The 26,542-nt window shown below is 71.8% G+C and carries 23 protein-coding genes; 7 read left to right on the forward strand and 16 right to left on the reverse strand.

The annotated features are described in order from the left end of the window. The first annotated feature begins 164 nt into the window (after positions 1-164). Positions 165-1,628, forward strand: coding sequence for an SDR family NAD(P)-dependent oxidoreductase (locus J2W20_RS08765; protein WP_307006138.1), 1,464 nt, complete (start codon positions 165-167; stop codon positions 1,626-1,628). Between the two features lie 149 nt (positions 1,629-1,777). Here the strand turns inward: J2W20_RS08765 and J2W20_RS08770 are convergent, their stop codons facing one another. The 4 genes from J2W20_RS08770 to J2W20_RS08785 all read right to left on the reverse strand — a co-directional run bounded on the left by J2W20_RS08770 (position 1,778) and on the right by J2W20_RS08785 (position 6,245). Next, on the reverse strand, positions 1,778-2,638 hold the full coding sequence (locus tag J2W20_RS08770; RefSeq protein WP_307006139.1) for a hypothetical protein: 861 nt from the start codon (positions 2,636-2,638) through the stop codon (positions 1,778-1,780). A gap of 200 nt (positions 2,639-2,838) precedes the next feature. Beyond that, positions 2,839-3,690, reverse strand: a complete 852-nt coding sequence (locus J2W20_RS08775) for a transglutaminase family protein (RefSeq protein ID WP_307006140.1) — start codon at positions 3,688-3,690, stop codon at positions 2,839-2,841. After that, positions 3,687-4,613 carry an alpha-E domain-containing protein gene (locus J2W20_RS08780; protein ID WP_307006141.1) on the reverse strand — a complete coding sequence of 309 codons (927 nt, stop codon included), beginning with the start codon at positions 4,611-4,613 and terminating at the stop codon, positions 3,687-3,689. Before J2W20_RS08780 ends, J2W20_RS08775 begins: the two co-directional genes overlap by 4 nt. 72 nt (positions 4,614-4,685) lie before the next feature. After that, entirely contained in the window at positions 4,686-6,245 is a 1,560-nt protein-coding gene (locus tag J2W20_RS08785) for a circularly permuted type 2 ATP-grasp protein (RefSeq protein ID WP_307006143.1), read from the reverse strand. A gap of 80 nt (positions 6,246-6,325) precedes the next feature. Between J2W20_RS08785 and pepN the strand changes: the two genes are divergently transcribed. Then, positions 6,326-8,962 carry an aminopeptidase N gene (gene pepN, locus J2W20_RS08790; RefSeq protein WP_307006144.1) on the forward strand — a complete coding sequence of 879 codons (2,637 nt, stop codon included), beginning with the start codon at positions 6,326-6,328 and terminating at the stop codon, positions 8,960-8,962. A gap of 100 nt (positions 8,963-9,062) precedes the next feature. Here pepN and J2W20_RS08795 read toward each other — a convergent pair whose 3' ends face one another. The 5 genes from J2W20_RS08795 to J2W20_RS08815 all read right to left on the reverse strand — a co-directional run bounded on the left by J2W20_RS08795 (position 9,063) and on the right by J2W20_RS08815 (position 13,052). Then, a complete protein-coding gene (locus J2W20_RS08795; RefSeq protein WP_307006145.1) occupies positions 9,063-10,121 on the reverse strand; it encodes a lipoate--protein ligase family protein in 1,059 nt (352 codons plus the stop codon). 98 nt (positions 10,122-10,219) lie between these two features. Beyond that, on the reverse strand, positions 10,220-10,477 hold the full coding sequence (locus J2W20_RS08800; protein ID WP_307006146.1) for a type B 50S ribosomal protein L31: 258 nt from the start codon (positions 10,475-10,477) through the stop codon (positions 10,220-10,222). A gap of 112 nt (positions 10,478-10,589) precedes the next feature. Then, positions 10,590-11,423, reverse strand: coding sequence for a TrmH family RNA methyltransferase (locus tag J2W20_RS08805; RefSeq protein ID WP_307006147.1), 834 nt, complete (start codon positions 11,421-11,423; stop codon positions 10,590-10,592). After that, entirely contained in the window at positions 11,416-12,213 is a 798-nt protein-coding gene (locus J2W20_RS08810; RefSeq protein ID WP_307006148.1) for a sulfite exporter TauE/SafE family protein, read from the reverse strand. Before J2W20_RS08810 ends, J2W20_RS08805 begins: the two co-directional genes overlap by 8 nt. Continuing rightward, positions 12,213-13,052 (reverse strand): ABC transporter ATP-binding protein, encoded by an 840-nt coding sequence (locus J2W20_RS08815; protein WP_307006149.1) that lies wholly within the window; start codon positions 13,050-13,052, stop codon positions 12,213-12,215. The genes J2W20_RS08810 and J2W20_RS08815 overlap by 1 nt, the downstream gene beginning before the upstream one ends. Positions 13,053-13,141: 89 nt before the next feature. Between J2W20_RS08815 and serB the strand changes: the two genes are divergently transcribed. Beyond that, a complete protein-coding gene (serB, locus tag J2W20_RS08820) occupies positions 13,142-14,023 on the forward strand; it encodes a phosphoserine phosphatase SerB (protein WP_307006150.1) in 882 nt (293 codons plus the stop codon). A gap of 119 nt (positions 14,024-14,142) precedes the next feature. Here serB and J2W20_RS08825 read toward each other — a convergent pair whose 3' ends face one another. After that, positions 14,143-14,886: an SDR family oxidoreductase gene (locus J2W20_RS08825; protein ID WP_307006152.1), complete on the reverse strand. Its 744-nt coding sequence runs from the start codon at positions 14,884-14,886 to the stop codon at positions 14,143-14,145. A 157-nt stretch (positions 14,887-15,043) separates the two neighbouring features. Beyond that, on the reverse strand, positions 15,044-15,769 hold the full coding sequence (locus J2W20_RS08830; RefSeq protein ID WP_307006153.1) for a beta-ketoacyl-ACP reductase: 726 nt from the start codon (positions 15,767-15,769) through the stop codon (positions 15,044-15,046). 115 nt (positions 15,770-15,884) lie between these two features. Between J2W20_RS08830 and J2W20_RS08835 the strand changes: the two genes are divergently transcribed. Genes J2W20_RS08835 through J2W20_RS08850 form a run of 4 tightly spaced genes read left to right on the forward strand, consistent with a single transcriptional unit; the run spans position 15,885 to position 18,047 of the window. Beyond that, positions 15,885-16,439, forward strand: coding sequence for a DUF3099 domain-containing protein (locus tag J2W20_RS08835; protein WP_307006154.1), 555 nt, complete (start codon positions 15,885-15,887; stop codon positions 16,437-16,439). After that, the gene (locus tag J2W20_RS08840; protein ID WP_307006157.1) at positions 16,436-16,690 is read left to right on the forward strand and encodes a hypothetical protein; all 255 of its coding nucleotides are present in this window, start codon (positions 16,436-16,438) and stop codon (positions 16,688-16,690) included. The genes J2W20_RS08835 and J2W20_RS08840 overlap by 4 nt, the downstream gene beginning before the upstream one ends. Next, a complete protein-coding gene (locus J2W20_RS08845; RefSeq protein ID WP_307006158.1) occupies positions 16,675-17,562 on the forward strand; it encodes an SURF1 family cytochrome oxidase biogenesis protein in 888 nt (295 codons plus the stop codon). Before J2W20_RS08840 ends, J2W20_RS08845 begins: the two co-directional genes overlap by 16 nt. After that, positions 17,562-18,047 (forward strand): YbaK/EbsC family protein, encoded by a 486-nt coding sequence (locus J2W20_RS08850; RefSeq protein ID WP_307006159.1) that lies wholly within the window; start codon positions 17,562-17,564, stop codon positions 18,045-18,047. Before J2W20_RS08845 ends, J2W20_RS08850 begins: the two co-directional genes overlap by 1 nt. Before the next feature lie 6 nt (positions 18,048-18,053). Here J2W20_RS08850 and J2W20_RS08855 read toward each other — a convergent pair whose 3' ends face one another. The 5 genes from J2W20_RS08855 to J2W20_RS08875 all read right to left on the reverse strand — a co-directional run bounded on the left by J2W20_RS08855 (position 18,054) and on the right by J2W20_RS08875 (position 26,458). Then, positions 18,054-19,655 carry an ABC-F family ATP-binding cassette domain-containing protein gene (locus tag J2W20_RS08855; RefSeq protein ID WP_307006160.1) on the reverse strand — a complete coding sequence of 534 codons (1,602 nt, stop codon included), beginning with the start codon at positions 19,653-19,655 and terminating at the stop codon, positions 18,054-18,056. A gap of 43 nt (positions 19,656-19,698) precedes the next feature. Further along, complete coding sequence (gene nrfD / locus J2W20_RS08860) at positions 19,699-20,637, reverse strand: NrfD/PsrC family molybdoenzyme membrane anchor subunit (RefSeq protein ID WP_307006161.1); 939 nt, start codon at positions 20,635-20,637, stop codon at positions 19,699-19,701. Further along, positions 20,634-21,452: a 4Fe-4S dicluster domain-containing protein gene (locus J2W20_RS08865; protein WP_307006162.1), complete on the reverse strand. Its 819-nt coding sequence runs from the start codon at positions 21,450-21,452 to the stop codon at positions 20,634-20,636. The genes nrfD and J2W20_RS08865 overlap by 4 nt, the downstream gene beginning before the upstream one ends. Further along, on the reverse strand, positions 21,449-24,691 hold the full coding sequence (gene fdh / locus J2W20_RS08870) for a formate dehydrogenase (RefSeq protein ID WP_307006163.1): 3,243 nt from the start codon (positions 24,689-24,691) through the stop codon (positions 21,449-21,451). Before fdh ends, J2W20_RS08865 begins: the two co-directional genes overlap by 4 nt. A 108-nt stretch (positions 24,692-24,799) precedes the next feature. Further along, the gene (locus J2W20_RS08875) at positions 24,800-26,458 is read right to left on the reverse strand and encodes a RecQ family ATP-dependent DNA helicase (protein ID WP_307006164.1); all 1,659 of its coding nucleotides are present in this window, start codon (positions 26,456-26,458) and stop codon (positions 24,800-24,802) included. Between the last annotated feature and the right edge of the window lie 84 nt (positions 26,459-26,542).

The following is a 26,542-nucleotide window of genomic DNA, read 5'->3' on the forward strand; positions in this document are numbered from 1 at the left end:
GCCCCGCCCGCGGCGGGCGCCCCCCCCCCCGCCGCCCCCCCCCCCCCCGCGCCCCCCCCCCCCCCCCCCGGGGGCCCCCCCCCCCCCCCCCCCCCCCCCCCGGGGGGGGGGGCCGGGCCCCGGGCCCCCGCGCCGCTGTGCGCGCACCGGTAGAATGGGAAGCCATGAGCTCCCCTGATATGCCCGCCGAACTGACCCCTGAGGAGATCCAGGCCGCCCTCAAGGTGCTCGGCACGATCCACACGTACGACGAGGAGCACCCGGACTACGTGGCCGTGCGGCGCGCCACGGGCAAGATGTTCAAGGCGCACCGCCGCTTCACCCGCACCCAGAAGCGCGACGCTATCGCCGAGGCGGACAGGGCCGTCATCGCGCAGACCGCGACCGCCGCGCCGGACCGGATCGACGACGAGACGAAGGGCAACAAGCTCGCGTCCTCCGCGACCGGCGAGATCGCAGGGCACCTCCTCCGCTCGCGGCCGTGCTACATCTGCAAGCAGCACTACACCCAGGTGGATGCGTTCTACCACCAGCTCTGCCCCGAGTGCGCCGCCATGAGCCACGCCAAGCGCGACGCGCGCACTGATCTGACCGGGCGCAGGGCGCTGCTCACCGGCGGCCGGGCGAAGATCGGCATGTACATCGCCCTGCGGCTCCTCCGCGACGGCGCGCACACCACCATCACGACCCGCTTCCCGAAGGACGCCGCCCGCCGGTTCGCCGCGATGGAGGACTCCGCCGAGTGGCTCGACCGGCTCACGATCGTGGGCATCGACCTGCGCGACCCGTCCCAGGTCATCTCGCTCGCCGACGCGCTCGACGCCGAGGGGCCGCTCGACATCATCATCAACAACGCCGCCCAGACGGTGCGTCGCTCCGGGAACGCGTACAAGCCCCTTGTGGACGCCGAGTCCGAGCCGCTCCCGGCGGCGCTGCTCCCGGGCAATGGGGGCCCCGAGCTGCTCACGTTCGGGCACGCGCACGACAAGCACCCGCTCTCGATCGCGGGGTCCGTGGCCGAGCACCCTGCGCTCGCGGGCGATGCCGTGACCGCCCTCGCGCTCTCGACCGGCTCCGCGTCGCTGGACCGGATCGCCGCGGGGACCGCGATCGACGCCGGCGGCCTCGTTCCCGATCTCGCGGCGATCAATTCGTGGACCCAGGTCGTGGACCAGGTGGACCCGCTCGAGATGCTCGAGGTGCAGCTGTGCAACGTCACGGCGCCGTTCCTGCTCGTCTCCAGGCTGCGGCCCGCAATGCGACGTTCGACGGCGCGCCGAAAGTACGTGGTGAACGTCTCCGCGATGGAGGGGCAGTTCGGGCGCAAGTACAAGGGTCCCGGGCACCCGCACACCAACATGGCCAAGGCGTCGCTGAACATGATGACGCGCACGAGCGCCGGGGAGATGTTCGAGACCGACCGGATCCTCATGACGGCGGTGGACACGGGCTGGATCACCGACGAGCGGCCGCACTACACCAAGGTCCGGCTCGCCGACGAGGGCTTCCACGCGCCGTTGGACCTCGTGGACGGAGCAGCCCGAGTGTACGACCCGATCGTCATGGGCGAGGCGGGGACCGATCTGTACGGGGTGTTCCTGAAGGACTACCGGCCCAGCCCCTGGTGACCTGGGCTCCTCCCTCCCCCCCCGTCCCGTTGAGGGGTCTCTGGCACCCGCTTGAGGGGTCTCTGGCCGCCGGCCAAGGGCAGTGACTCAGGCCGCTCTTCCCGCCAGAAGGATCCTCAGTTCGCGCCGGACACGGGCGAAGTCATCGTTCAAGTCCTCGGCCCCCCCGCGTAGATGAGGCCCCAGCCCCTGTGCCGGAAGGCGGTATCCCGGCGGGCATCGCTCAGTCGCTGCTGAGGCTCCTGATGGTGGGCGCCTTCGTAGTGGATGCCGATGCGGTCCCGACAGTAGCCAAGGTCAGCGGTAGGCGATCTCGGGTCGTCCGGGTCGAGCTTGATCTGGAGCTGCGGCTCGGGGAAACCGTGGGCCACGAGACTGAGCCTCAGCATGGTCTCCGGCACGGAGTCGGAGCCGACCCGCATGTCGATCAGGGCTTCCTTGCACTTCCCGACCCCTTTGACCTTGGGATGCGCCTTGAGAAGCCGGGCTAGGGACGCCTTCGTCTCGTAGGGAGCACTGCGGCCCTCGAACTCCGGCCGAGGATTTCGGATCAGCTGGTCACCGAGCGCAACCAACGCGGCCACGCTCAGTTCATGGCCCAAGTCCAGCCATGTCCGGCCTCGACTCGTCATCCGGATCCCCTCATGGATCACCACCTCCCCCTCGAGGATCCGCACTCGATGCCCCACCACCCCGGGGCGCCGGACCCTCGGCAGGTGGGATGGCTTGCTCAGGTGAACGTACGAGTGGTCGTCCATCCAGGGCGGCATCCACAGACCGTCCAACGCACCCGCCGTGCGATGCGACGCCCAGGCATCTGGGTTGAGGTCAAGATGTGCGCGAACCAGGCGGTCCAGAACGGGCGGACCGGCGTGGGGAACGAAGATTCCGCGGCTGATCTGGCGGATGTCCGCGATCCGTAGGTCCGCCGCGCTGAGACCGCGGGCCCTCGCCTCACTTGCGGAGAACGGCCGCAGGATGAGGTTCTCGCGGGGCGCCTGTCCACTCATGGCCCCATGCTGGCACAAGTCCTCGGGGAGCATCCCCAGTTATCCACAGGCGGTCGCCGCAGACCCCGCAAACGGTCGCCAGGGACCCCGCAACCCGGCGCCAGAGACCCCGCAAACGGTCGCCAGAGACCCCACAACCCGGGGAGGGGTGGGGCGGGGCCGGGGCGGGGGCGCCGGGGGTGAGACGCGGCGCGGGCGGGTCAGGCGAGGCGGGTGATCTCCACGCCGACGTCGAGGTGGGAGCCGCCGCCGCCCGAGAGGATGCCCTTGAGCGGGGGCACGTCCCGGTAGTCGCGGCCGCGGGCCACGGTCACATGGAAGTCTCCGGCCGGCTTGTGGTTGGTCGGGTCCCACGACCGCCACTCGCCGTCCCACCACTCGAGCCACGCGTGGGACTGGCCTGCGACGACCTCGCCGATGTCCGCGCTCGAGCGCGGGTGCAGGTAGCCGGAGATGTAGCGGGCGGGGATGCCGAGGCTGCGCAGCGACCCGATCGCCAAGTGTGCGAGGTCCTGGCAGACCCCCTCCCGCTGGTTCCACGCCTGCTCGGCGTCCGTCGTCACGGCCGTGGAGCCGGGCCTGTAGCGCATCTCGCCCCGCAGCCAGTCGAACACAGCGTGGGCTGCGCGGTGCGGGTCGAGGCCGTCGACGATCTCCGGGAGCGTGCCGAGCACCTCGCTCCCCGGCCCAGACAGCCGGGACTGCGGCAGCCAGTCGCTGAACTGGTCCTCGAGCTCGGGGCTGCGCAGCCGGTCCCAGGCCACGACGTCGCCCTCGGCAGGCACGCGCTCGACCCGGTGCACCTCGACCGTGGTCGAGGAGACGACCTCGAGGAACTCGTGCGGGAGCTGCATGTCGAAGGCCGTCACGCGGGTGCCCCAGTAGTCCTTGTAGGAGCTCACCGCGGCCTGCGTGGGGGTGACGCGGACCTGCGACTCGAGCACCACCTGCTGGGGCTCGGTCAGCGGCGTCATGCGCGCCTCGTTGTACGAGAGGGTGACGCGGCGGTTGTACCGGTACGCGGTGTGGTGCAGGATCCTCAGCCTGGTCATGAAACCTCTCCCACCCAGGCCTGCTCGTCGGCCCTGTTGAAGTACTTGCGCGAGACCGCGTCGGACGTCTGGGCCACGGCCTTCTGGACCCGCTCCATGTGCTCGGGGAGCTCGACCATCAGGTCGTCCGTGCGGTGGAACTCGAGGAACGTGCGGGCCTGGCCGACAATGCGGCGCGCGTCGTTGATGAACCCGACCCGGGTGTCCGAGGGGTCGAGCTTCGCGAGCGCGTCGTCGGCGTCGCGCAGCGCGTACACGATGGAGCGCGGGAACAGCCGGTCCATGAGGAGGAATTCGGCGGCGTGGCGCTCGTCGAAGGCGGTGCGGCGGGTACGCAGGAACGACTCGTAGGCGCCGGCGCAGCGGAGCATGTTGACCCAGGACATCCCCGCCGTGTGCACCTCGCGAGTCGAGAGCATGCGCGCGGTCATGTCCGCCCGCTCGAGCGAACGGCCCAGCACGAGGAACAGCCAGCCCTCGTCATGGCTCATCGTGGTGTCGGCGAGGCCGCGGACCATCGCCGTGCGCTCGAGCACCCAGTTGCAGAAGCGGTAGGTGCCCACCACGTCCTTGCGGTGCTGGCTGAGGCCGTAATAGGTGGTGTTGAGGCACTCCCACAGGCTCGAGGAGACGGTCTCCCGGGCGCGCCGGGCGTTCTCGCGCGCGGCCGCGAGCGAGCCCGCGATGCTCGTGGCGTTCGTGCGGTCGAAGGCGAGGGACTGGAGCAGGTCGGGCAGCCCGAACTCGTCCGCGTCTGACCGCGAGCCCATGACGCCGAGGAGCTCCTGGGCGACGCTACGCTGGTCGGCGGCGGGCAGGTGGTTGAGCCTTTCGAGGTGCACGTCCAGGATGCGGGCGGTCCCGTCCGCCCGCTCGACATAGCGGCCGATCCAGAACAGGGATTCAGCGATGCGGCTGAGCACGTCGTCCTCCTCGAGGGGTCGTGGTGCGGGCGGGGATGGAGCTGGCGGGGCTGGCCGGCCGACGGCGCGCGGTCACTGCTGCTGCTGCTCGGCCTGGCGGTCGCGCCAGTTGCTCTCGACCGGCCACACGCTCGTGCGCTCGCGGATGCTGATCGAGTGCCGGGGCTCCGCCTCGACGGGGACGTCCGGGGACTGGGCGAGCACCCACGTGTCCTTGGACCCGCCGCCCTGGCTCGAGTTGACGATGAGGGAGCCCTCCTTCAGCGCCACCCGGGTGAGGCCGCCGGGCAGGACCCACACGTCGTCGCCGTCGTTGAGCGCGAACGGGCGCAGGTCGACGTGGCGCGGCCCGAAACGGTCTCCGGAGAGCGTCGGGACGGTGGAGAGCTGCAGCACAGGCTGGGCGATCCATCCGCGGGGATCGGCGAGGACCCGCTTGCGGAGCGTGTCCAGCTCCTCGCGCGTGGCGCTCGGGCCGATGACGAGTCCCTTGCCGCCCGAGCCGTCGACGGGCTTGACGACGAGCTCGTCGAGGCGGTCGAGGACCTCCTCGCGCGCGTCGTCCTCCTCGAGCCGGTACGTGTCCACGTTGGCCACGATCGGCTCCTCGCCGAGGTAGTAGCGGATCAGGTCCGGGACGTAGGAGTAGACGAGCTTGTCGTCCGCGACGCCGTTGCCCACCGCGTTCGCGATCGTGACGCCGCCGGCCCGGGCCGCGTTGACCAGGCCGGGGCAGCCGAGCATCGAGTCGGAGCGGAACTGCAGCGGATCGAGGAAGTCGTCGTCGATGCGCTTGTAGATAACGTCCACGCGCTGCTCGCCCGCCGTGGTCCGCATGTACACGCGGTTCCCGCGGCAGATCAGGTCGCGGCCCTCGACGAGCTCCACGCCCATGAGGCCCGCGAGCAGGGTGTGCTCGAAGTACGCCGAGTTGTACACGCCGGGGGTCAGGACCACCACGGTCGGCTCCTCCACGCCGGCGGGGGCGGTCTTGCGCAGGGTCGAGAGCAGCCGGCGGGGGTATTCCTCGACGGGGCGGATGGGCTGCTGGCTGAAGACCTCGGGCAGGCCCTTAGCCATGGCTCGGCGGTTCTCGAGCACGTAGCTCACGCCGGAGGGGACGCGGACGTTGTCCTCGAGGACGCGGAACGTGCCGGCGGCGTCGCGCACGATGTCGATGCCCGAGATGTGCACCCGGACCCCGCCCGCGGGCTCGAAGCCGTGCACCTGGCGGTGGAAGTGCTTGCTCGTGGTGATCAGCCGGCGCGGGACCACGCCGTCGGCGACGACCGCCATCTTCGAGTACACGTCGTTGAGGAACGCCTCGAGGGCGCGGACGCGCTGGGCGACGCCCCGCTCGAGGACGTCCCACTCGCCGGCGGAGATGATGCGCGGGACGAGGTCGAGCGGGAACGGCCGCTCCTCCCCCGCGTAGTCGAACGTGACCCCCTTGTCGAGGAAGGTGCGCGCCATCGAATCGGCGCGGGAGGTCACGTCGGTCAGGTCGAGTCCCGCAAGCGCCTGCGCGAGATGGCCGTAGCTGGGCCGCGCCGCCTGGCGGGGGGCGAACATCTCGTCGTACGCGCCGGTACGTTCGGCGGCGACGGAGTAGTCCTCGAAGAGATCCGACATAGGGAACAGCTTTTCACCAATCCGGCTCGGGCGCATATCGGGGCCCAGGCGTGGTGGGGCCGCATGGTTGAATGGGCCGTGTGCCAACTCACAACCTGAGCCGCGACGAGGCCGCCGGGCGCGCTGGGCTGCTCGCCGTCGAGTCGTACCACGTCACCCTCGACCTCCGCGCTGCGGCCGATCCCGCGGCCACGGCCTTCCCGACGACGAGCGTCATCGAGTTCCGCGCCGTGGCCGGCGCAGAGACCTTCGCGGACTTCCTCGGGGAGTCCGTGGACCGCCTGGTCCTCAACGGCCGCACCCTCGATCCGGCCTCCGCCTACGACGGAGCGCGGATCCGCCTCATGGGCCTGGCCGAGCACAACCGGCTCGAGGTCGCTGGGCACGCGCGGTACTCGCGCAGCGGCGAGGGCCTCCACCGCTTCGTGGACCCGGCCGACGGCGAGACCTACCTGTACACCCAGTGCGAGCCCGCGGATGCCCGCCGGTACTTCGCTGACTTCGAGCAGCCCGACCTGAAGGCGAGCTTCGCGTTCACGGTGCTCGCGCCGTCGTCGTGGGTGGTCAGCGCGAACGGCGAGGCGACGGCGGAGGCCGTCCCGCTCGACGACGGCGCCGGCGCGCGCTGGGAGTTCGCCCCCACGCCGCCCATGCCCACCTACCTCGCGGCGGTGCTCGCCGGCCCGTACCACCGCGCGTCGGGCGCCTGGACCGGGACCACGCGCGACGGCGGGACCCTCACCGTGCCGCTCGCGGCCTACTGCCGGGCGTCCCTCGCCGAGCACTTCGACGCGGACCGGATCTTCGACCTCACCAGGCGCGGCCTGGACTTCTACCACTCGGTCTTCTCCCCCGCCTACCCCTGGGGCAAGTACGAGCAGGCGTTCGTGCCCGAGTACAACCTCGGCGCCATGGAGAACCCCGGGCTCGTGACCTTCACGGAGCAGTACGTGTTCGCCTCCCGGGCCGCCGACTCCCAGTACGAGGGGCGCGCCAACACGCTCCTGCACGAGATGGCGCACATGTGGTTCGGCGACCTCGTGACCATGCGCTGGTGGGACGACCTGTGGCTCAAGGAGTCGTTCGCCGAGTACATGGGCACCCTGGCCGTGGACCGGGCGACCGGCTTCAGGACGTCCTGGGTGAACTTCGCCAACCGGCGCAAGGCCTGGGCCTACCTCCAGGACCAGCTGCCCACGACCCATCCGATCGTCGCCGACATCACCGACCTCGAGGCCGCGGAGCAGAACTTCGACGGGATCACCTACGCCAAGGGCGCCTCGGTGCTCAAGCAGCTCGTGGCGTATGTGGGCGAGGACGCGTTCCTGGCCGCCGCCCGCGACTACTTCGCCCGGCACTCCTACGGCAACACGACGCTCGCCGACCTCCTCGGCGCGCTCGAGCGGTCCTCGGGGCGCCCCCTGCAGGACTGGGCCGCGGCGTGGCTCCAGACCGCCGGGCTGCCGGTGCTCGAGCCGCTCGTCGAGTACGCCTCGGAGCACGACGGCGAGCGGCTCGCCCGGGTGGCCATCGGGCAGCGCGCCACGGACCCCGTCACGGGGGCAGAGGCGCGGCGGCCCCACCGGCTCAAGGTCGGCCTCTACTCGCGCACGGCCTCGGGGGCCATCGAGCGGTCGGCGAGCGTCGAGGTGGACCTGTCGGCCGACGCGCCCGGGGGCGTGACCGAGGTGCCCGGGCTCGCGGGGCGCCCGGTCCCCGATCTCCTCCTCGTCAACGACGAGGACCTGACGTACGCCAAGGTGCGCCTCGACCCGCGCTCGGAGGCGACCGTCCGGGACGCCCTCGGCGACATCGCCGACCCCCTCGCGCGGGCCCTCGCCTGGACGGCGCTGTGGCACGCCACGCGCGACGGCGAGACGCCCGCCGCGGACTACGTGCGCGCCGTCGAGCGCTTCGGGCCGGCCGAGACCACGGTCGGCGTCCAGCTGACGGTGCTCGACAACGCCCGCACCGCCATCGAGCGGTACACGCACCCGGAGGGCCGCGGCGCCCTGCGGGACGACTACCTCGCGGCCGTCGCCCGCGCGCTGCGGGGCGCCGAGCCCGGCTCCGACCAGCAGCTCGCGTGGGCCCGGGCGCTCGCGGCGGGCAGCAGGCACGGCGGCGGGCAGCACGCGATGCTCCGGGCCCTCGTGGACGGCGCCGAGACGCTCTCGGGCCTCGCCGTGGACCAGGACCTGCGCTGGTCCCTGTGGCAGGCGCTCGCCGCCCAGGGCCGTGCGACCGACGCGGAGCTGGACGCGGAACTCGCCCGGGACCGCACTGCCAAGGGCAGCGTGGGGCACGCCCTCGCCATGGCGGCACGGCCCGATCCAGCGGTCAAGGAGGATGCGTGGCGCGCGGCCGTGGACGGCGACGGGCTCTCCAACGACCTCCTCGGCGCCACCGTCGCCGGCTTCATGCTCGGTCCGGAGGAGCTGCGACTGCCGTTCCTGGACCGCTACTTCTCGATGCTCACGCGGGTCTGGGAGGAGCGGTCGCAGGAGATCGCGACGCGCCTCGTCGACGGCCTCTACCCGGCCGGCTCGTCCCTCGCCCCGGGCCTGGACCCGCTGGAGCACCCGGTGCTCGGCCGCACGGACGCGTGGCTCGCCGAGCATGCGCAGGCGCCGGCGGCGCTGCGCCGCCTCGTCCTCGAGGCCCGCGACCACCTGCACCGGGCCCTCGTGGCGCAGGCCCGCTCCCGGAAGGGCTGACCGCCCGCAAGCCGTGCCGCAGGGCCGGACCGCAGGGCGGGCCCGCGCACGACGGCGGCCACCCGCCGTCGTGCGCCCGCTCACCCCGGGCGCGGGCCGGCTACGGGACCCGGTGCAGCCACGCGCGGGTGGCGAACTTGTGCTCGGCGAGGGCGCGCGCGTCGGCGAGCGAGTCCTCGGACAGGGCGACGCGGCGGGCACCGTAGCGGGCCTCGAAGGTGCCCATCATGGCCTCGAAGAGGTCCGCGCGGTCCATCCCCGTCTGCCGCTTGAGCGGGTCGACCCTCTTCTGCGCGCTCGCGATGCCCTTGTCGGAGATCTTCTCCCGCCCGATGCGCAGGACCTCGGTCATCTTGGCCGCGTCGATGTCGTAGCTCATGGTCACGTGGTGGAGCATCGCGCCGTTGCCGAGCCGCTTCTGCGCGGCGCCGCCGATCTTGCCCGCCTCCGTGGCGATGTCGTTGAGCGGCTTGTAGAACGCCGAGACGCCGACCTTGGCGAGGGCCTCCATCACCCAGGCGTCCAGGAACGGATAGGACTCGGCGAAGGAGAGCCCGTCCACGAGCGAGGTCGGCAGGTAGAGGGAGTAGGTGACGCAGTTGCCGGCCTCCATGAACATGGCGCCGCCGCCGGAGATGCGCCGCACCACGGTCACGCCGTGCTTCTCGACGCCCTCGGGGTCCACCTCGTTGCGGTAGGACTGGAAGGTCCCGATCACCACGGAGCGCTCGTCCCAGTCCCACAGGCGCAGCGTCGGATTCCGGCGGCCCTCTCCGACCTCCCGGGTCAGGACCTCGTCGAGCGCCACGTTCTCGGTGATCGTGAGCGTGCTCGGGGGGATGACCTCCCAGTCGTGGTCCGCCCACGTGGTCGCGTGGCCGAGGGCGCGGCGGACCGCGACGGCGACGGAGTCGGCGTCGAACCCGAACATCACGGCGGAGGGGCCCACGGCTTCCGCGACAGCCTGGCTGATGGCCGTGTTCGGCGCGTGCGTGGAGAGGCCGACGAGGGCCTCGTTGATGTCCGCGAGGGCCTCGTCCGGCTCGAGGAAGAAGTCGCCGTTGATGCTCGCCCATGTGATGACGCCGTCGTCGGCCGCGAGGTCCGCGACCACGAGCTTGCCGCCCGGGACCTTGAATTCACCGTGATAGTCCGCCACGGATCCAGCCTAGACCCGTTCCGGAGACGCCGAAGGCGCCGTCCCGGGGGACGGCGCCTTCAGCGTGGCAGCGGCCTGCGACTGGTGGACCAGTCGGGTCAGGCCTTCTTGCCGAAGTTCTTGAAGCGAGCGTTGAAGCGCTCGACACGGCCGGCCGAGTCCATGATGCGCTGCTTGCCCGTGTAGAACGGGTGCGACTCGGAGGAGACCTCGACGTCGATGACGGGGTAGGTGTTGCCGTCCTCCCACTCGGTGGTCTTGTCGGAGGTGACCGTGGAGCGCGTGAGGAACTTCTTGCCGGAGGCGAGGTCGTTGAAGACGACGTACTCGTACGACGGGTGGATATCAGACTTCACAATAGGCCCTTTGCTTGCGCCCCTGGATTTTGCCAGAGGCCAGGTGTGAACGCCCTCCCGGTCGGAGGGCCAGCAGTCAATGGTACCAGCTCAGCGGAGACGCAGCTCCCAGTCAGCGTCGGCGCAGCTCCCAGAAGGCCACGGCGCTCGCGGCCGCGACGTTGAGCGAGTCCACGCCCTGCCGCATGGGGATCTTCACGGCAAGGTCGGCGGCCCCGAGCGTCTCGGGGGCGATGCCCGCGCCCTCGGTCCCGAGCACGAGCGCGAGCCGGTCGATCCGGCGCGCGGCGAGCTCGTCGACGTCGACCGCGTCCTCGGCGAGCTCGAGGGCCGCGACGGTGAAGCCGAGCCGCCTGAGCTCCTCGATGCCGCCGGGCCAGGAGTCCAGCCGGCCCCACGGCACCTGGAAGACAGTCCCCATGCTGACCCGGATGCTGCGGCGGTACAGCGGGTCGCCGCAGCGGGGGCTGACGAGGACGGCATCGATGCCGAGCGCGGCGGCCGAGCGGAAGATCGCGCCGACGTTGGTGTGGTCCACGATGTCCTCGAGCACGGCGACGCGGCGCGCCCCCGCCAGAAGCTGGGCGACCGGCACCGGGGCCGGCCTGTGCATCGCGGCCATCGCGCCGCGGTGCAGGTGGAAGCCCGTGATCTCCTCAAGCAGCTCCGGCGGCCCCACGAACGCCGGCACGTCCGGGTGCGCCGCGAGCACGTCCGCGAGCCCGTCGAGCCACTTCTCGGCGAGGAAGAACGAGCGCGGCCGGTGCCCGGCGGCGAGGGCCCTCCGGAGCACGCGCGAGGACTCGGCGATGTAGAGACCCTCGGCCGGCTCGCGCAGGAGGCGCAGGCGCACGTCGGTCAGGTCCGTGTAGTCCGCGATGCGCGGATCATCCGCCGAGTCGAGGCGGACGATCCGCCGCCCCTCCCCCGCCGGCGTCTCAGCCATTGACGAGCTTGGCGAGCAGGTTCACGAGCGCGACGACGCCGAGGATCACGATCACCGTCCGCAGCACCACCGGCTTCAGGCGCCGGCCGATGCCCGCGCCGAGGAAACCGCCGAGCGTGGAGCCGACCGCGATGAGCAGGACCACGATCCAGTTGATGCGGTCGAACGCGAAGAGGAGGTAGGCCACGGCGGCGACGAGGTTCACCACGAGGCTCAGGACGACCTTGATCGCGTTGGACTGCTGGAGCGTGCCGTGGAAGAAGATCCCGAGCACCCCCATGAGCAGCACGCCCTGCGCCGCCGTGAAGTACCCGCCGTACACGCCGATGAGGAACACCAGCAGGTAGAGGATGAAGGGGACCTTCTGCAGGTCCGCCTGCTCGGGGGTGATGTGCTCGAGGGCCTGGCGGGCCTTGGCCCAGGCCGAGAGGCGGGGCTGGAAGATGACGAGGAGGATCGCGACGACGATCAGCACCGGGGCTACGAACCCGAACACGCTCTCCGGCAGGTGCAGGAGCAGGAACGCGCCGAGCAGGCCGCCCACGAGGGAGACCGGCAGGAGCTTCAGGAGGGTGCGCTTGGCGCTCACGGCCTCGCGGCGGTACCCGTAGGCGCCGGAGAAGCCCCCGGCCACCAGGCCCATCGCATTCGAGATGATCGAGTTGACCGGGCTGTAGCCGAGGGCCACGAGGACCGGGAACGTCACGAGCGAGCCGGAGCCGACGATCGTGTTGATCGTGCCGGCCCACAGCCCGGCGAGGAAGATGAGGACGTCGCCCCAGAACCCCATCACGCGCCCGGAGCGGCAGCTGCGCCGGCGGAGGCTAGGCCCTCCGTGGCCGCGCCGTCCTTGGCCGTCGCGGTGTAGCGGCCATCCTTGGCGCGCACGTCGAGCGGCAGGCCGAAGGTCGCGCTGAGGTTCTCCTCGGTGAGGGTCTCGGCGATGGGTCCGGCGGCCACGACCGTGCCCTCGCGCAGCAGGAGCGCGTGGGTGAAGCCGGGCGGCACCTCCTCGAGGTGGTGCGTGACGAGGACGACGACGGGTGCGGCGCCGTCCTGCGCGAGGTCCGAGAGCTTGTACACGAGCTCCTCGCGGCCGCCGAGGTCGAGGCCGGCCCCGGGCTCGTCGAGCAGGAGCAGCTCGGGGTCCGTCATGAGAGCACGGGCGATCTGCACGCGCTTGCGCTCGCCCTCGGAGAGCGAAGCGAAGACCCGTCCGAGGAGCGGGCCCATGCCCCACTCGTTCAGGAGCCGGAAGGCGCGGCGCTCGTCGTCCTTCTCGTAGCGCTCGAGCCACCGGCCGGTGACGCCGTACGCCGCGGTCACCACGACGTTGAGGACCTTCTCGCCCTCGGGGATCTGGTTGGCCAGGGCGGCAGAGGACAGGCCGATACGCGGGCGGAGCTCGAAGACGTCGACCTTGCCCATCGTCTCGTCGAGGATGTCGACGCGGCCGCTGCTCGGGTGCAGGCGGGCCGCGGCCAGCGAGAGGAGTGTGGTCTTGCCTGCGCCGTTGGGGCCCAGGACGACCCAGCGCTCCCCCTCGTTCACCTGCCAGTCGATGCCGTCCAGCAGCTTCTTCGTCCCGCGGACGACGCTGACCCCAGACAGCTGGAGAACATTGCTCATGGCCTCTGACACTAGTCCAGATACTTCGCCGTGGGCGAACCAACCCGGCCCGGCGCCGGCCGCGGAGGCGCTCGGTAGAATGAGGGCTTATGCCAGCACACTTCGCCGCAGTCCTCCATGCCGTCACGCTGACCGACGACGACGCGGCCGCGGCCGCCCGGGTCCTCGAAGGTGCGGGGGCCGCCGTCGGACCCTTCGAGCGCCCCGTGGAAGCGGACGGCCGCTACACCGTGCTCACCGCGGACGTGAAGGCCGACGCCGGCCAGGCGGCGGCTGCGCGCGCCGCGCTCGCGGGGCTGGGGTTCGCCGCCGCGCTCGTGCCGGCCGGGGTGCGCGAGGCCGAGCGGAAGCTGCTCATCATGGACGTCGACTCGACGCTGATCCAGCAGGAGGTCATCGAGCTCCTCGCCGACTACGCGGGCAAGCGCGAGGAGGTCACGGCGGTCACCGAGGCCGCCATGCGCGGCGAGCTCGACTTCGCTCAGAGCCTGCACGCGCGCGTCGCGACCCTCGCGGGCCTCCCGGTGGACGTCATCGCCAAGGTGCGGGACGCCGTCGTGCTCTCGCTCGGTGCCGAGGAGCTGATCCGGGCGTTCCACGCGGCCGGCCACGTCGTGTGCGTGGTCTCGGGCGGCTTCGAGCAGATCCTCACCCCCCTCGCCGAGCGCCTGGGGCTGGACCACTGGCGTGCGAACGAGCTCGAGGTGGCCGACGGGAAGCTCACGGGCCGGGTGCTCGGCGAGGTGGTGGACCGGGCGGTCAAGGAGCGGATGCTGCGCGAGTGGGCCGGCCGGCACGGGATCCCGCTCGAGCACTGCATCGCGGTGGGCGACGGGGCGAACGACCTGGACATGCTCGCCGCGGCCGGCCTCGGGGTGGCGTTCAATGCCAAGCCGAAGGTCCGCGCGGAGGCCGACGCCGCCGTCGACCTTCCCTACCTCGACGTGGTGCGCCACCTCGCGGGGGTCTGACCCCTCACCGCGACGCGCCAGAGACCCCACAACACAGCGCCGGAGACCCCACAACCTCGGGGAGGGGTTGTGGGGTCTCTGGCAGCTGCTTGCGGGGTCTCTGGCAGCTGCTTGCGGGGTCAGGCCTGGAAGTGCCCCGCGCCGCCCACGTACTCGGTGTGGCCCGTCGACACGTCCGCGGTGGCCATCTTGGCGACCTCGGCCCCGAACTCCTCGACGGAGTACAGCTTTCCGGCGGCCTCGCGGCGGGACTCGATCGCCCCCGGGGCGGCACGCTCGAGCAGCGTGGCCGTGATGGTGCCCTCGATCATGTCGCCGGACACGACCACGAACGTGATCCCCTTCTCCTCGAGCCACGGGACGAGCTCGCGCAGGGCCGTCTCGCCGGCGCGCTTGGACCGGGCCACGGGCTCGTAGGCGTCCATCGTCTGGACGCTGTCGATGAAGTGGGCCTGGTGGCTCGTGACGAACACGACGCGCGAGCCGGGCTTCATGCGCTCGGCGGCGGCCTTCAGCATCGAGACCTGGGCATCGCGGTTGAGCCGGAGCGCATAGTCCTCGCCGAGGCCGGACTCCATGCCGCCGGAGGCGTTGAGGACCAGGATGTCGAGGGAGCCGAACGCGTCCACGGCCGCCTGGGCGAGGGCGTCGACGTCCGCCTCGTTGGTGAGGTCGCCGCCGACCGCGATCGCGCGCCCGCCCGCGGCCTCGATCTCGGCCACCACCTTGTTGGCGCGCGGCGCCTTCTGCCGGTAGTTGATGACGACGGCGGCGCCCTCGCCGGCGAGGACCTTGGCCGTGGCGGCGCCGATCCCCCGCGACGACCCCGTGACGATCGCGGTCTTGCTGTCCAGGACTCCCATGCGTGCTCCCCTTCGTCTGTGCGTCGGCCACTTTGTGTGACCCCGCCAAGTTTTCGGTGACTGCGCACCATCATGCCAGCCCAGAAGCGCACGGGCCGTTGTCGGATTCCTCCAACAACGGCCCGTGGCCCGCGCGCCGCGTGCAGCGAGGTGCGGCTCAGTGGCCCATGCCGAGGCCGCCGTCGACGGGGATGACCGCCCCCGAGATGTACCCGGCCTCGTCGCTCGCGATCCAGCGGACCACCTTGGCGACCTCGTCGGCGTCCGCGAACCGGCCGGCGGGCACGCGCGAGAGATAGTCCTTCTGGGTCTCCTCCGGCAGCTCCGACGTCATGTCCGTCTTGATGAAGCCCGGCGCCACGACGTTCGCGGTGATGCCGCGCGAGCCGAGCTCGCGGGTCAGCGACCGTGCGAGGCCCACGAGGCCGGCCTTCGAGGCGGAGTAGTTGATCTGCCCGGGGGCCCCGTACAGGCCGGAGACCGAGGAGATGAGGATGACGCGGCCGTGGCGCAGACGGATCATGCCCTTCGAGGCCCGCTTGACGACGCGGAATGCGCCCGTGAGGTTCGTGTCGAGGACGGAGGTGAAGTCCTCCTCGCTCATACGCAGCAGGAGCGTGTCCTTGGTGATGCCCGCATTGGCCACGAGGACCTCGACCGGGCCGTGGGCCTCCTCGACGGCCTTGAAGGCGGCGTCGATGCTGGCCTCGTCGGTCACGTCGGCCTGGACGCCGAGGATGCCCTCCGGCAGCTCGGCGGCGGTCCGGTAGGTCACGGCGACCTTGTCGCCGTTCGCGAGGAACGCCTTGGCGATCGCGAGGCCGATGCCCCGATTGCCTCCGGTGACGAGGACGCTGCGGGGGGACGGTGCTTCCGGGCTCACTGGCGCTCCTAGGGAAGATGGGGGGACGCCGCTGGTCGGCGCCGGTTCAGGGTGCATCCTAGCCAAATTGGCCCGTACACGCGGTGGTGGGAGAATGGGCCTGCTTGGGAGTGTGATGACGAGAGAACGAGACGGCCGCGCGGCCAGCGACAGCGACGGCGAGTACGCCGTGGACGGTGCCGACGGCGCCCCTGAGGTCCACAGCATTACCTCGGCCGCGCCCGGGCACAGCGTTGACATGCACCAGCGCATGGTCCGGTATGCGGTGGCCATGGGGATCCGCGTGGTCTGCATCGTGGCACTGTTCTTCCTTGACGGCTGGTTCAAGCTCATCGCGATCGCCGGCGCGGTGTTCCTTCCGTGGGTCGCGGTGGTGATCGCCAACGCCCAGACCAAGGGCGATGACTACGACACCGAGCTCATGGACCACATCGCCTACGGCGAGATCGATGCCGGCCGGCCCGAGGGCGGCGGCGTCGGCGGGCCGACGCCGGTCGGCGAGACGATCGTCGGGGAGATGGTCGACGACGAGCCGGGCGACGATGGGCCGGCCGACGCTGGGCCCGCTGATGCTGGGCGGCCCGACCACGGGCCTGCCGATGACGGGCGCGACGCGCCCGCCCCGCCGCCCCGGAGCGGCTCGGAGCCCCCGGAGGCCGGCGCCGCATGAGCCTGTTCAGCCTCCTGCCTGGCGACTCCGAGCTCCCCCAGGCCCCGGTCTGCTCCCGCAAGGGATGCCGGGCGCCCGCGCAGTGGCGCCTGCAGTGGAACAACCCCAAGATCCACACGCCGGAGCGCCGCAAGACGTGGCTGGCGTGCGCCGAGCACCGCGACTGGCTCGAGGACTACCTGCGCACGCGCCTGCTCTGGCGCGAGACCCTGCCGCTGACGGAAGCACCCTCCTCATGTACCGATTCCTGATCTCCCGGCGGTGGCTCACCTACCTCGGGCTCGCCGTCGTCTTCGCGATCGCCTGCGTGCTGCTGAGCCGCTGGCAGATGGCCCGTCTCGACGAGGCCAAGGCGAACGTGGACCTCGTGACCCGGAACTACGACGCGCCGCCGGTCCCGTTCGCCCAGGCCGCCCCCGAGTTCGCGTCCCTGCCCTCCGACAGCGAGTGGAAGCAGGTCGCGCTGCACGGGTCGTACGACACCGCCCAGACCCGCGTGGTGCGCAACCGGCCCAATTCGGGCCAGCCCGGCTACGAGGTCGTCGTCCCGTTCAGGGTCGACTCCGGCCAGACGGTGATCGTGGACCGCGGCTGGCTGCCGATCGGCAACAAGGAAGCCGGGCGGCCGGACTCCATCCCGGCACCCCCCTCAGGCGAGGCGACCGTCGTCGTGCGGCTGCGCCCGAGCGAGCCCGCCCTGGACCGCGGCGCCCCGGACGGCCAGCTCGCCTCGATCGACCTGCCCGCCTACGCCCAGCAGCTGCCCTACCCCGTCCTCACGGGCGCCTACGGCATGCTTGCGAGCGAGAATCCCGCCCCGGCGCAGCCCGCGCCGGCCTCGCTGCCCAAGCCGGCGCCGGACGAGGGCATGCACCTCTCCTACGCGCTCCAGTGGCTCGCCTTCGCAGTGCTCATGTTCATCGGCTTCGGCTATGCGGCGCGCCAGCAGGCCCGCAACGACGCCATCGACGCGGCGGCAGAGGCCGCCGAGGCGCCCGATGCGTCGCCGTCCGAGGTCGCCGAGGCCGTCGCGCGGGCCGCACGCTTCGCGCCGCGCCGGAAGCGCAGGCCCACGGCCGAGGACGAAGAGGACGCGATCCTGGACGCGCAGGGCTTCCACTGATGCCGTACCACGCGGCCGGCGACCCGGACGCCGTGGGGCGCGTCCGTGCCGCCCTCGTCGCCGCGGGGCTGGCGGACACCGTGCGGACGTTCGACGACGAGGTCCCCACGGCCGCGGCGGCGGCCGGAGTGCTCGGGTGTGACCTCGGCGCGATCGCCAACAGCCTCGTGTTCGAGCTGGACGGCGCACCGCTGCTCATCCTCGCGAGCGGCGCCGCGCGCGTCGACACGAAGCTCGTCGCCGAGCGGATCGGCTCGGCCAGGATCCGGCGCGCCTCGCCGGACTTCGTGCTCGCGCACACCGGCCAGCGCGTGGGCGGCGTGGCACCCGTGGGCCACCCCGCGCCGCTGCGCACACTGCTCGACACGCACCTTGCCGCGTATCCGGTCCTGTGGGCGGGCGCCGGGGACCACCGGTCGATGCTGTCGATCTCCTACGACGACCTCGCCCGGGTCACCGGCGCGCGGGCCCTCGAGGTGCGGTAGGCGCCGTCAGGCCAGCGTGATGAGGTCCAGGTAGTCCGCGCTCCACAGGTCCTCGACGCCGTCGGGCAGGAGGACCACGCGCTCCGGGTTGAGCGCCTCGACCGCGCCCTCGTCGTGGCTGACCATGACCACGGCCCCCTTGTAGGTCTTGAGGGCGCCGAGGATCTCGCGTCGGCTCGCAGGGTCGAGGTTGTTGGTCGGCTCGTCCAGGAGCAGCACGTTCGCGCTCGAGGCGACGATCGTGGCCAGGGCGAGGCGGGTCTTCTCGCCGCCGGAGAGGACCCCGGCGGGCTTGTCCACGTCGTCGCCGGTGAAGAGGAACGAGCCGAGGATCCCGCGGACTTCGGCATCGCCGAGGTGGTCCGGCGCCGCGCTGCGCATGTTCTCCAGGACCGTGCGGTCATGGTCGAGCGTCTCGTGCTCCTGGGCGTAGTACCCGACCTTGAGCCCGTGGCCCGGGACCACCTCGCCGGTGTCCGGGGTGTCGACGCCGGCCAGCATGCGCAGGAGCGTGGTCTTGCCCGCGCCGTTGAGGCCGAGGATCACGACGCGGGAGCCGCGGTCCACGGCGAGGTCGACGTCGGTGAAGATCTCCAGCGAGCCGTAGGACTTGGACAGCCCTTCCGCGGTCAGCGGAGTCTTGCCGCACGGCGCGGGCTCCGGGAAGCGCAGCGCGGCCACGCGGTCGGCCACCCGCTCGTCAGCGACCCCGGCCAGCAGCCGCTCGGCCCGCTTGGCCATGTTCTGGGCGGCAACGGCCTTGGTGGCCTTTGCGCGCATCTTGTTGGCCTGGTCGAGGAGCACCTGGGCCTTCTTCTCCGCGTTGGCGCGCTCGCGCCGGCGCGCGCGCTCGTCGGTCTCGCGCTGGGCGAGGTAGCGCTTCCAGCCCATGTTGTAGATGTCGATCACGGCACGGTTCGCGTCGAGGTGGAACACCTTGTTCACGGTCGCCTCGAGCAGGTCGACGTCGTGGGAGATCACGATGAGGCCGCCCTGGTGCGCCTTGAGGAAGTCCCGCAGCCAGCCGATCGAGTCGGCGTCCAGGTGGTTCGTGGGCTCGTCGAGGAGGAGCGTGTCCGCGCCCGAGTAGAGGATGCGGGCCAGCTCGACACGCCGGCGCTGGCCGCCGGAGAGCGTCCTGAGCGGCTGGTTCAGGATCCTGTCCGGGAGGGCGAGGTTCGCCGAGATGGCGGCCGCCTCGGCCTCGGCCGCGTAGCCTCCGCCCGCCAGGAACTCGGCCTCGAGACGGTCGTAGCGGGCCATGGCCTTGCGCTGGACCTCCGCGTCGTCGCTCGCCATGTCCGCCTGCGCGGTGCGCAGCTTGCGCACGACGACGTCGAGCCCGCGCGCCGAGAGGATGCGGTCGCGCGCGAGCTGCTCCATGTCGGGGGTCCGGGGGTCCTGCGGGAGGTAGCCGATCTCGCCGGCCCGGGTCACGGTCCCTGCAGCGGGCAGGCCCTCCCCCGCGAGCACGCGGGTGAGCGTCGTCTTGCCCGCCCCGTTGCGTCCCACGAGCCCGATCTTGTCCCCCTTGTCGATCCGGAAGCTCACCTCGTCCATGAGGAGGCGTGCGCCGGCGCGCAGTTCGAGGTTGGAGACAGTGATCACTTCGGCAGGGGCCTTTCAGGGGGAGGCGGCCCGGACGTGGGCCTCATCCCATGGTATCGGCCCTGGCGGGCTCCTCCTGACGCGCCGCGAGCCGCTCCCGCTGGGGCACGACCACGTACTTCGGATCGAGGGTGGAGGCACGGCCGGCCTCGAAGATCCCGAAGCGGAGCAGCGCCGATCCTGCGGCCACGGCGAGGCCGCTCAGCGCGCTCACGGCGCGCGACGACCGGCCGCCGAGGGCCAGGCCGACGGCTCCGCCCACGGTGAAGGCCTTCGACAGCCGCAGCAGGGTCCCCGCGCGGCCCTCGTGGAAGGTCTCGGCGGAGAGCTTCCCACTGCGTTCCATCGCGAGGCTCACCGCGGTCTCCACGGCCGCGCCGCCGATCGCCATCCGCCGCGCCGGGCCCGCCTCGGCCAGGGGCGCGAGGGCCGCCGCGAGGCCCCCGGCCGAGGCCGCCGCGGACCCTGCGAACACGAACGGCATCACGGCGTGGGCGTCATGCCACGTGGGGACCGCCGTGTCGGAGACGAGCACCGCGGTGTAGGTCGCCACGGCCGAGCCGGTCAGGGCCGCGCCGAGACCGGCGGCCTTGCCAGCGCGCGGGAAGATGCCGAGGACGCTGGCGGCCGCGCTCGCGCCCGCGAGCGGCCCGTAGGCGGAGAGGATCCAGGAGCCGACGCTCATGGGCGAGGTGGGCTTGGCGACCCGGAGCATGTTGACGAAGCGCTCCGGACGCCCCAGGTCGTGCACGAGGGCGACGACGGAGGCCGAGATCGCGGTGAGGGCGGTGAGCTTCGCGGCACGTTCGAGGCGGGGCCGGTCCGTGTGCTGGGCGCCCGCGGCCAGGATGGAGGACGCTCCCGCGAGGCCGCCAGCGAAGATGTAGCCGGCGATGTCCAGCGCCTCCCAGGTCGGTTCCTTGAGGATGGGGCGCCCGTAGTACGAGGTGAACTCCTCGGTGCGCCGGCGGCGCGGGCTCACTCGCGGCCTCCCCAGAACACGAGGGCGGCACCGGCGAGGAGGCCGGCGGCTGCGCCGGCGGCGCGCTTCCACATGGCCGGCAGGTCCCGCGTGGTCACGATCGGGTCCGGCGGGAGCCCGTAGGCCTCGGGCTCATCGAGCAGGAGGAAGAACGCGCCGTCGCCGCCCACGCCGTTGTCGGGGTCGCGCCCGTAGAGCTGGGCGTTCTCCTCGCCGCGCTCGTGCAGCTCGGCGAGGCGGGCGTCCGCGCGCTCGCGCAGCTCGTCGAGCTCGCCGTACTGGATGGACTTGGTCGGGCACGCCTTGGCGCAGGCGGGCTCTTCCCCGGCCTCGAGACGGTCGTAGCACATGGTGCACTTGAAGACCCGGCCGTCGTCCTTGCGCTGGTCGATCACCCCGTAGGGGCATGCGGACACGCAGTACCCGCAGCCGTTGCACACGTCCTGCTGGACGACGACGGTGCCGTGCTCGGTGCGGAAGAGCGCCCCGGTGGGGCAGACGTCGAGGCATGCCGCGTGGGTGCAGTGCTTGCACACGTCGGAGGACATGAGCCACTTGACCCCATCGTGGCCGCCCGGGTCAGTCGCCGGGACCTGCTTCTCGATGAAGGCCACGTGGCGCCACGTGTCGGCACCGAGCGCCGAGGTGTTGTCGAACGACTCGCCCGTCAGCGTGAGGGTGGAGTCGGCCGGGATCTGGTTCCACTCCTTGCAGGCCACCTCGCAGGCCTTGCAGCCGATGCACAGGCTCGTGTCGGTGAAGAAGCCCTTGCGCGGGACCCCGACGGTGGGCATCCCCAGCGATGTGACGCTCATTTCCTGATTCCCTCCAGTCCGGTGCGCTCATCGATCCCCGCGCGTCGCTGATACTCCTCGACCAGGGCCAGCAGGTCCTTCCCGCGCGGCCTGCGGCCGGGCCGGATGTCCACCGTGAGGGCCTTGACCTCCTGGATGTGGACGTTGGGGTCCATGGCGATCGAGGAGAGCTCGTTCATCGAGTCGCCCTTGCTGAGCCCGTTCGGGCCCCAGTGGTACGGCATGCCGATCTGGTGGGCGGTCCGCCCGCCGACGACGAGGGGCCTCATGCGGTCGGTGACGAGGACGCGGGCCTCGATGGCCCCCCGCGCCGAGACCAGCGTGGCCCAGCCCTTGTGGATGAGCCCGCGCTCGGCAGCGAGCGCCGGCGAGACCTCGCAGAAGCTCTCCGGCTGCAGTTCGGCGAGGTAGGGCAACCAACGGGTCATGGCGCCGGCGGTGAAGTGCTCCGTGAGCCGGTAGGTGGTCAGCACGTAGGGGTAGACGTCGGCTCCGGGCTCGCGGCCGCTGGGGTGGTACCGGTTGCCTTCGCGCGGAAGGAGCTTCCTCAGCGGGTTCCGGCCCTGCCCGTAGAGCTCATTCTCGAACGGTGACTCCTGCGGCTCGTAGTGCGTGGGGATCGGGCCGTCCGACAGCCCCGCCGGGGCGTACAGCCAGCCCCTGCCGTCTGCCTGCATGATGAACGGGTCCGTCCCGGAGAGGGCATCCGGCCCACGGGCGCCCTCCGGCGGCCTGTAGCTCGGTGGCTTGGTGGGCTCGAAGTCGGGCACGTCGCCGCCGGTCCACTTGCCGGCGTCCTCGTCCCACCAGATGAGCTTCTTCCGCTCGCTCCACGGCCGCCCCTCAGGGTCGGCGGAGGCCCGGTTGTAGAGCTCGCGGCGGTTGGCGGGCCACGCCCAGCCCCATTCGAGGCCCGCGAGGGTCTGCTCCTGGTGGGGCTTGCGCCGGGCCGCCTGGTTGACGCCGTCGGCCCTGACGCCGCAGTAGATCCAGCATCCGCACGTCGTCGAGCCGTCGTCCTTGAGCTCGGTGTAGGCCGAGAGCGGCGAGCCGTCGGGGCCCGCCCCGTTGATCTCGGCGAGCACACCCTCGGCGTCGGGCTCGTCGAGGGCGCCGCCGTGCGGATAGTCCCAGGTCAGCTCCAGGACCGGGCGGTCGGCTTCGTCATGCGACCCGCCGAGGAGCGCCCGCACCCTATTGCCGAGGTGCCAGACGAACCAGAGGTCGCTCCGACGGTCAGCCTCCGGCTCGACGGCCTGGTCCCGCCACTGGAGGAGGCGGTTGGTGTTGGTGAAGCTGCCGGCCTTCTCGGTGTGCGCGGCGGCGGGGAAGAAGAAGACCTCGGTGGCGATGTCCTCGGTCTTCAGCTCGCCGGTCGCGATCTCGGGGCCGTCCTTCCACCACGTCGCGCTCTCGATCTGGGAGAAGTCCCGGACCACGAGCCAGTCGAGGTTCGCCATGCCCATGCGCTGCAGATGGGTGTTCGCCGAGCCCACGGCAGGGTTCTCACCGAAGAGGAAGTAGCCCTTGCAGGTCCCCTCGAGCTGGGCCTCCACCGTGTCGTAGGTGCTGTGGCTTCCTGTGATCCGAGGCAGGTAGTCGAAGCAGTAGTCGTTCTCCGCGGTGGCCGCATCTCCCCACCAGGCCTTCAGCAGGCTGACCATGTAGGCGCGGGAGTTGCCCCAGAAGCCGGCCTGGGGCGAGTCCGCCTCGCTGTAGGAGTCGAGGTCGAGGTGGTGCTCGGCGTGCGGGCTGGGGAGGTAGCCGGGGAGGAGGTCGTAGAGGGTCGGGATGTCGCTCGAGCCCTGGATGCTGGCGTGGCCCCGCAGCGCCATGATCCCGCCCCCGGGGCGGCCGATGTTCCCCAGGAGCAGCTGGAGCACCGAGGCGGCGCGGATGTACTGCGTGCCGGTGGTGTGCTGGGTCCACCCCACGGCGTAGGCGAAGGCCGTGGTGCGTTCCCGGCCGGAATTGGCCGTGATCGTCTCCGCGACCTCGCGGAACAGCTCCTGCGGGACGCCGCACACCCGCTCCACCATCTCGGGGGTGTAGCGGGCGTAGTGCCGCTTGAGGATCTGGAACACGCACCGCGGGTCCTGCAGCGTCTCGTCCCGCTGCCATTCGCCCTGGACCGACGCGCCGCCGGAACCGTGCGATTGGGCGTGGGACGACCCGCCAACGGTGCTGCCGCCCTGGAAGTCAGAATCCCGCTCGCCGGACGACGGAGCGGCGTAGCCGCCCCGGTACTGCCACGAGTCGGTGTTGTAGGCGCGGTTCTCGGGGTCGAAGCCCGAGAAGAGCCCGTCGAGGTCCTCGGTGTCCTGGAAGTCCTCCGAGATGAGAGTGGCCGCGTTGGTGTACGCCACGACGTAGTCGTGGAAGTAGGCATCGTGCTCGAGCACCCAGTTGATCAGTCCGCCGAGGAAGGCGATGTCGCTGCCGGCCCGGAGGGGCACGAACGTGTCCGCCATGGCGCTCGTGCGGGAGAACCGGGGGTCGACGTGGATGATCTTCGCCCCGCGCTCCTTGGCCTCCATGACCCATTGGAAGCCGACCGGGTGCGCCTCGGCGAAGTTGGAGCCCTGGATGATGATGCAGTCGGCGTTCGAGAGGTCCTGCAGGTAGGTGGTCGAGCCGCCGCGGCCGAAGCTCGTCCCGAGGGCTGCCACCGTCGAGCTGTGGCAGACGCGGGCCTGGTTCTCGACCTGGACGATGCCCAAGGCCGTGAACAGCTTCTTGATGAGGTAGTTCTCCTCGTTGTCCAGCGTGGCGCCGCCGAGGCTCGCGATGCCGAGGGTGCGCCGGGTCCGCCGGTCCCGGGCCTCCCACTCCCACGTGTCCCGCCGCGTGTCGACGACGCGCTGGGCGACCATGTCCATCGCGGTGTCGAGATCGAGCCGTTCCCAGTCCCGGCCGTGCGGGCGGCGGTAGAGCACATACTTCTCGCGGGCGTCGCCCGTAGTCAGCTGGAGCGAGGCGGAGCCCTTGGGGCAGAGCCTGCCGCGGCTGATGGGCGAATCGGGGTGGCCCTCGATCTGGACGACCTTCTCGTCCTTGACGTAGACCTTCTGGGCGCACCCGACGGCACAGAAAGGGCAGACCGAGTCGACAACCCGGTCTGCCGTCTCGGTCCGCGCCCTGAGGTTCTCGGTGACCCGTGACTTGGCCGCATGATGGCGGCCTGTCACGTCGTGTTCCAGGAACTGGCGCAGTACGGGCCACTCGAGCGGACGTGCCATGGGGAACCCCTCCCGGTCTCAATGCCGCCGCCGTGTGACCTGCGCCACGCAGCGCACGGGAGCCATACTAGCCCCGCCCCCTCCATGCCCCGCCAGAGCCCGGGCCAATCAGGCATCTGAGATGCGGACCAGCAGCTCCTCGTCTGCGTCGATGGCCGAGAGCGCGAGCTCCTTGTATCCGACGGAGTCGAACAGCACCGTGATCCTGTCCGGCTCGACGCCCATCACCAGGCCTTCGCCCCAGTCCCGGTGCCGGACCGGGTCCTGCATCGCCCAGCCCTCCGGGGCATCGGCCGCGCGCTCGCGGGCCTGCTGCAGGCTTCCGTCCTCCTCGCAGCGGTCGCAGTTGCCGCACCAGGGCGGGGCGTCCTCGCCGAAGTAGTTGAGGAGCCACTGGCGGCGGCAGCCGTCGGTCTCCGCATAGCCTCGCACCATCTCGATGCGGGAGGCGTCCACGCGCTGGCGGGACTCCTCCTCGGCGAGCGCCCGCTCGACCGCTCTCGGCGAGTCCACGCCGTCGGACGCGCGGTAGCCGGCCCGGGCCGCCTGGACGCAGCCGCTGCGCACGAGCAGGTTCAGGATGCGCGACTGCGCGCGCGGCGCCAGCCCGGTGAGCTCCCCGAGGGCGCCCGCCCGGACCGGGCCGTGGGCGCGGACGGCCTCGAACACGCCCGCAACCTGCTCCCGGGGGGCCTGGCCGCCCACGAAGAACCGTCGGAGCCCGAGGTCCTCGGGCCGGTAGTGGAGGACCGCGAGGGCAGGGCCGCCGTCCCGGCCGGCCCTGCCGACCTCCTGGTAGTAGCTGTCCAGGGAGTCGGGGACGTCGGCGTGGACCACGTAGCGGACGTCGGGCTTGTCGATCCCCATGCCGAACGCGGTCGTGGCGACGACGACGTCGAGCCGCTCCCCGGCGCCGCCGTCGAGGAACCGTTCGTGGACTGCGGCGCGGTCTGCCGCAGCACGGCCAGAGTGGTAGGCGGCCGCAGCGATGCCCCTGTCGGCGAGCGCCGCCGCGATCTCCTCGGTCTCCCTCCGCGTGGCGACGTACACGAGGCCGGGGCCCTCGAGCGAGGCGGCCTGGTCGAGCACGGCGGCCCTCTTGTCGTCCTCCCTCGCGTGCCGCTGGACCCGCAGCCCGATCTCGGGCCGATCGAAGCTCTGGAGGAGGACGAGCGGGTCGGCCAGCCCGAGCCTGTCGGCGATCTCGGCGCGCGTGTGGGGTGATGCGGTGGCTGTCAGGGCCACCGCTGGCGGGCTGCCCAGGCGGCGCCGCACCTCCCCCAGCACCAGATAGTCGGGGCGGAAGTCGTGTCCCCAGGCCGAGATGCAGTGGGCCTCGTCCACGACGAACAGCTTCGGCTCCAGCTCCGCCAGGCGCGCCACCGTCTCCTCGCGTGCGAGCTGCTCCGGCGCGAGGAAGACGAACCGGGCCGTGCCGTCTGCGAGGCTCTCCCAGGCCTCCCGTTCCGCGCGCGCCCGCAGGGTCGAGTTGAGCACGACGGCGGTTCCCTCACCGAGGGCGGCCCGGAGGGCCCGGGCCTGCTCCGCCTGCAGCGCGACGAGGGGGCTGACCACCACGGTCACGCCCGGCCGGGCCGCTCCCGGGACCTGGTAGATCGCCGACTTCCCGTGCCCCGTGGGCATGACGGCCAGGACGTCGCGGCCCTCGGCCGCGGCACGGACGGCCTCGAACTGGCCCTCCCGCCACGTGTCGATCCCGAAGGCTTCGCGGGCGATGCGCCGCAGCGCGCCGGTGGTGTCTTCCATCCGCTCGCCCTACCCCACGGGCGGCCCGGGGAAACGCCGGGCCGCGGCGTGAGACGATGCCGCTGGAACGGACGCGGCCTCCGT

The organism is Sinomonas atrocyanea, from assembly GCF_030812675.1.
Classification (GTDB): domain Bacteria; phylum Actinomycetota; class Actinomycetes; order Actinomycetales; family Micrococcaceae; genus Sinomonas; species Sinomonas atrocyanea_B.